General features: G+C 59.2%; 4 protein-coding genes. All 4 read left to right on the forward strand.

The features are described 5' to 3' along the window. A partial coding sequence (locus tag JNL55_RS12455) for a UTRA domain-containing protein (protein ID WP_293853283.1) occupies window positions 1–275 on the forward strand: 275 nt, incomplete at its 5' end. 116 nt (window positions 276–391) lie between these two features. After that, window positions 392–3112: a TonB-dependent receptor gene (locus tag JNL55_RS12460; RefSeq protein WP_293853285.1), complete on the forward strand. Its 2721-nt coding sequence runs from the start codon at window positions 392–394 to the stop codon at window positions 3110–3112. Between the two features lie 48 nt (window positions 3113–3160). After that, window positions 3161–3868 carry a PepSY domain-containing protein gene (locus tag JNL55_RS12465; RefSeq protein WP_293853288.1) on the forward strand — a complete coding sequence of 236 codons (708 nt, stop codon included), beginning with the start codon at window positions 3161–3163 and terminating at the stop codon, window positions 3866–3868. A 25-nt stretch (window positions 3869–3893) separates the two neighbouring features. Continuing rightward, the coding region (locus JNL55_RS12470; RefSeq protein WP_293853290.1) for a PepSY domain-containing protein at window positions 3894–4758 on the forward strand (865 nt) is incomplete at its 3' end.

Genomic DNA, 4758 nt, shown 5'->3' on the forward strand with positions numbered 1-4758 from the left:
CCGAGTACTTGCAGATCGATCTGTTGAGCGAAACACCGAACCACTATTTGCAGCGCGTTTGTCCATTGTTCGAGGCGCGACAGGATGTCACGGCAGCGTTGCCGAAAAAGCGAGAGTGCGAGCTGCTCGCCATCTCGCGCACCGAGCCTTGCCTGCTGATCACGCGTGTTACTTCATCGAAGCTTGGTCTCGTCAGCTACGCACGAATTCTTGCGCCCTCCAGCCGATATCGACTGTCGGGGCAAATTCATCATACGAGCCAGATCTCCTCATAACTGGGCGATCGTGAGGATGACGGCTTAACACGGATCACGTGTGCCTGTGTTGGGCACTCACATCGCCATGGAGTGCGGGTCTTGCGAACTACTAGACAAACACAGGTGAGGGAGTTATGAGAACGTCAACCTTGCATTCATCGCTGGCACTCCTGGCAACTTGCGCCACGATGGCGCTGCCCATGAGCACGCTCGCTCAGGAGTCCTCGAGTACGCTCGAGGAGATCCAAGTCACTGGCAGCCGCATCAAACGTCAGGACCTCGAAGGCGTCGGCCCTGTCACAGTGTTCAGCGCCAAGGATATCGAAGCGACTGGCGTGACCTCCACGGAGACACTTCTGCAGCGGTTTTCAGCCTCGGCGGGCTACGCCGGCAACCAGACGAATGCGTACTGGGCTGACAATGGCTATGGCACGGCCCAAGTCAATCTGCGAGGTCTCGGCGTCAATCGCACCCTGGTGCTGCTCAACGGCCGCCGTGTCGTCAATGGCGGCACCGGTGCGAACAGTGCTGTCGATCTCAACATGATCCCGACCTCGATCATCGAGCGCATCGAAGTCCTGAAGGACGGTGCATCGGCTCTGTACGGAGCGGACGCGGTGGCGGGCGTGGTCAACATCATCACGCGCAAGGGCTTCGACGGCTTGAAGTTCGGTGGGAAAGTGGGGCAGACCACCGAAGGCGATGGCGAGGAAGTTGCTGCCGATCTTACGTTCGGTATGACCGGGGATCGTGGCAGCTTGATGGGTTCCATCAGCTATACGGAAGGCAAAGCGGTCAACATGGCAGATCGTGCGGCGTGCGCACTGGCCGATGCCGGCGATGGCACGCTTGAATGCAGCGGCAGCTCCAGTACGTCGGGCGGACGCGCCACTCTCCTTTCTGGACCCAACATTGGCCAGCGCATCAACTTCAACAACGACCCAAACGGAAGCGGCGACCTGTTCGAGCCGTACAGCGGAGGCCGGCACAACGAAGGCTATTTTCAGTGGCTCAACGCGGTCAATCCGATTCAGAAGACCACGTTCTCCATCTTTGGGAATCTCAATGTGACGGAGGGCACGCGATTCTTCAGCGAAATGATCTACAGCCAGCGCGAGTCGGATCAGATCGCAACGCCTGGAACGCTGCTGGACTACTATCAGCCCGGCGTCGGCCGCACATCGTTCATCATTCCGGCGAGTCATCCGACCAATCCGACCGGCCAAGATATCCGCCTCGATCGTAAGCGGCTGGTCGAAGCGGGCGTGCGAGAGTTCTTCCAGGAAACGGACACCTGGCGTGTCGTGCTCGGTTTCGAAGGTGATTTGAGCCCGGACTGGTCATGGGATGTGGCCTATAACAAAGGCCGAAATACGGGCATCGATGGCTCGACCAACGTGGCAAATTTGGAGCGCGTGTATCAAACGATGTTCGCGTGCGACAACGTGACCGTGCCGTGCGCGGACTACCTGGGTAATGGCGATGTGTCGCAGCAGGTGCTCGATTACATCCTCTACACCCAGCGTGACACAGGTGGCAACGAGCAGGAGTCCATCACCGCGAACATCACCGGCAAACTGTTTGATCTGCCCGCCGGCGCTTTGCGATTCGCGGCCGGCGCGGAACGTCGCGAAGAATCCGGCTGGCGTGACCCGGATCCGCTCGTCGTCGCCAATATCGCGAACACCAACCAGCAGGACCCGATCATGGGTAAGTATCAGGTGGATGAGGTGTACGCCGAGATCGTCGCGCCGCTTCTGCATGATCTGCCGGCCGTGCAGAACCTCGAGTTGAGTCTGGCAGGGCGCTACTCCGACTATGACCTGTTCGGGAATGACACGAACTACAAGGTTGGCTTGCTGTGGCAAGTCGTGGACGGCTTCAAGGTGCGAGCCACTCGTTCGACCGCGTTCCGTATTCCCAACATTCCGGAGCTCTACGGCGGCGTCGCTGAGGGTAACCTGACGACCACGGACCCCTGCAGTGGTTGGAGTTCACTGAGCCCGAGCGACCCCATTTATCAGAGCTGCCAGCTGGCCGGTGTACCTGCGAACTACGTGCAGCTTGGCAATACTATCCGGACCACGGTGGGCGGCAACTCGGAGCTGCAGCCTGAGGACGCGGATACGTTCACGGTCGGTGTTGTCTGGGAGCCTGGGTTCGTCAACGAGCTCGCGCTCACCCTCGACTATTGGGAGATCGAGATCGCGGATTCGATCCAGGAAATCCCCGGATCGGAGAAGCTGGCCATTTGCTACGAGCCGGGCAATCTGAATCATCCGTTCTGCGGGCCGGAGCATCACACTCGGGATTCATTGACCGGCGAAGTCAACTTCCTATCCGCGCAGCCGAGCAATGTGGGTTCGGAGACGGCTTCGGGCGTCGATCTTGGCGTGGTGTACGCAACGACTCTCGGCGGTCTGAGTGCGGATCTCGGCTGGAATATCTCCTATCTCGATGAGTACAACGTGACGCCGTTCAAGGGCGCTGCACCCATCGAATATGCGGGCATGATTACCGGCGGTAATGGCAGCTACACGCATTGGCGCTCCGATGCGACGATGACGGTCGGCTCAGAGCGCTGGTCGGGCACTTGGGGTGTCCAATACATCGGCAAAGCCGACGACATCAACACGGATACAGGTCCGGGGAGCAAAGTCGACAGCTTGTTTTACCACAACGTCCAGTTCAGCTACCGCCTCACCGATGCGATCGACCTGGCCGTGGGCGTCGACAACTTGTTTGATGAGGATGCGCCGTATGTCGCCAGTTGGACTGACGCGAACACGGACACAATGACTTATGACCTGCTGGGCCAGCGCTGGTATCTGCGCGCCAGCTGGAACCTTCAGTAGGCAGAGGAGGGCGGCAGGTTGAGACTGCCGCCCCGCTCAGGCTCAGCAATGAAACCCGTATTTCTCTCCCGTACGCTGCATAAATGGCTCGCGCTGTTCGTCGGTCTGCAACTCGTGCTATGGACGGTCAGCGGCTTCTATATGGTTGTCGTCGATCTCGATTTCATTCACGGCGACTCGCTGGTCCACAATCTGCGTTCGCCGATACCGGTGGAAGAGGCGAAGGTCACGTTCACCGAGATCGTGCGCCAGCATCCCGCTGCGACGCAGGTGTCATTGAAATCGCTTCCCACCTTGCATGCGCCGGTGTACGAGATTACGGAGGCTGCCGGAAAAGTGCTGATCGATGCCGCGAGTGGCCAAAGGATTTCTCCGCTGAACGAAAATCTGGTTCTTTCGCTGGCGAGCGCGTACTACGCCGGCCAAGGCAAGATAGCTACCACGAAGTTTCTCGAGCGTGATGCACCGTCGGAGATTCAAACCCGCCCCTTGCCGCTATGGCAGGTGAATTTCGACGATTGGCTGGAAACAACGCTCTACATACACCCGGACACGGGTGCGCTGGTCACGCGCCGGCATCGATTCTGGCGCTGGTTCGACTTCCTGTGGATGTTTCACATCATGGACTACGACACGCGCTCGGACATGAACAACGGGCTGCTTCGTGCCTCGACAATCCTGGGGACAGTCACCGTTCTGAGCGGTGGCTGGCTGCTTTACTTCAGCTTTCGGCGCAGGCGCGCAGCTGTCGCTTGATCAAGAGGTATCGATCAGGGTCTATATGCTGTTTCTGCGCAAACTACACAAATGGCTCGGGCTCATCGTCGGCGTGCAGTTGCTGCTTTGGGCGGTGAGCGGGTTCGTATTCGCTTGGCTCGATCATCATGAAGTCAGCGGTGAGCACAGCACGAAGATGCCGGCGCCAACCGCGCTGTCGCCGCCGACGACGATCGCGGAGCCGGCGGCGTGGCTCGCGGACTTAGCAGGCGTGGTTCTGTACGAAATTGAGCTAGCCCCGCTGCTCGGCAAGCCCGTCTGGCGAGTGAAGACCGCCCGCGGCATTCAGTTGCGAGACGTCGCAGACGGCCGCGTGCTCGCAATCGATGAGAGTGTCGCGCGCAGCCTGGCCTTGAGTCACTACGCAGGCGAGGGGCGGCTCGTCTCTCTGAATTTTCAGTCGACTCCCGGACTCGAGACGCGGGACGCTGGCCCTGTATGGAAGGCGCAGTTCGATGGTGCTGGGCAAACCAGCTTGTACTTCGCAGCCGACGACGGGCGACTCGTCGCGAGCCGAAACTCCACGTGGCGACTCTTTGATTTCTTCTGGATGCTGCACACCATGGACTACCGGGGGCGAGACAATTTTAACAACCCCTTCGTGATCACGGTAGGAACGGCGGCGCTGTGGCTTTCAATTTCTGGGCTCTTGCTGCTGTTTCGAAGTTTTCGTCGCCAGGACTTCGATTTGATCAGTGCATGGCGTCGGCGGACATCCCTAAAAATCATCAATGGCAAGTCGGGTGATCGAGCGGAGGTGAGGATTGACTCGGGCCGAAATCTTTATCTTGCGCTTGAAGCTGCCGGTATCGAGCTGCCGTCGAATTGCGGCGGCGGCGGAAGCTGCGGCCTGTGTGTGGTGCAATTCC

Origin of the sequence: Steroidobacter sp., from assembly GCF_016790065.1 — a bacterium.
GTDB lineage: Bacteria > Pseudomonadota > Gammaproteobacteria > Steroidobacterales > Steroidobacteraceae > Steroidobacter.

What these genes read in the sequence shown, in the direction of transcription:
- JNL55_RS12460 (WP_293853285.1), top strand. Translation starts at nt 392, where the DNA reads ATGAGAACGTCAACCTTGCATTCATCGCTGGCACTCCTGGCAACTTGC.
- JNL55_RS12465 (WP_293853288.1), top strand. Translation starts at nt 3,161, where the DNA reads ATGAAACCCGTATTTCTCTCCCGTACGCTGCATAAATGGCTCGCGCTG.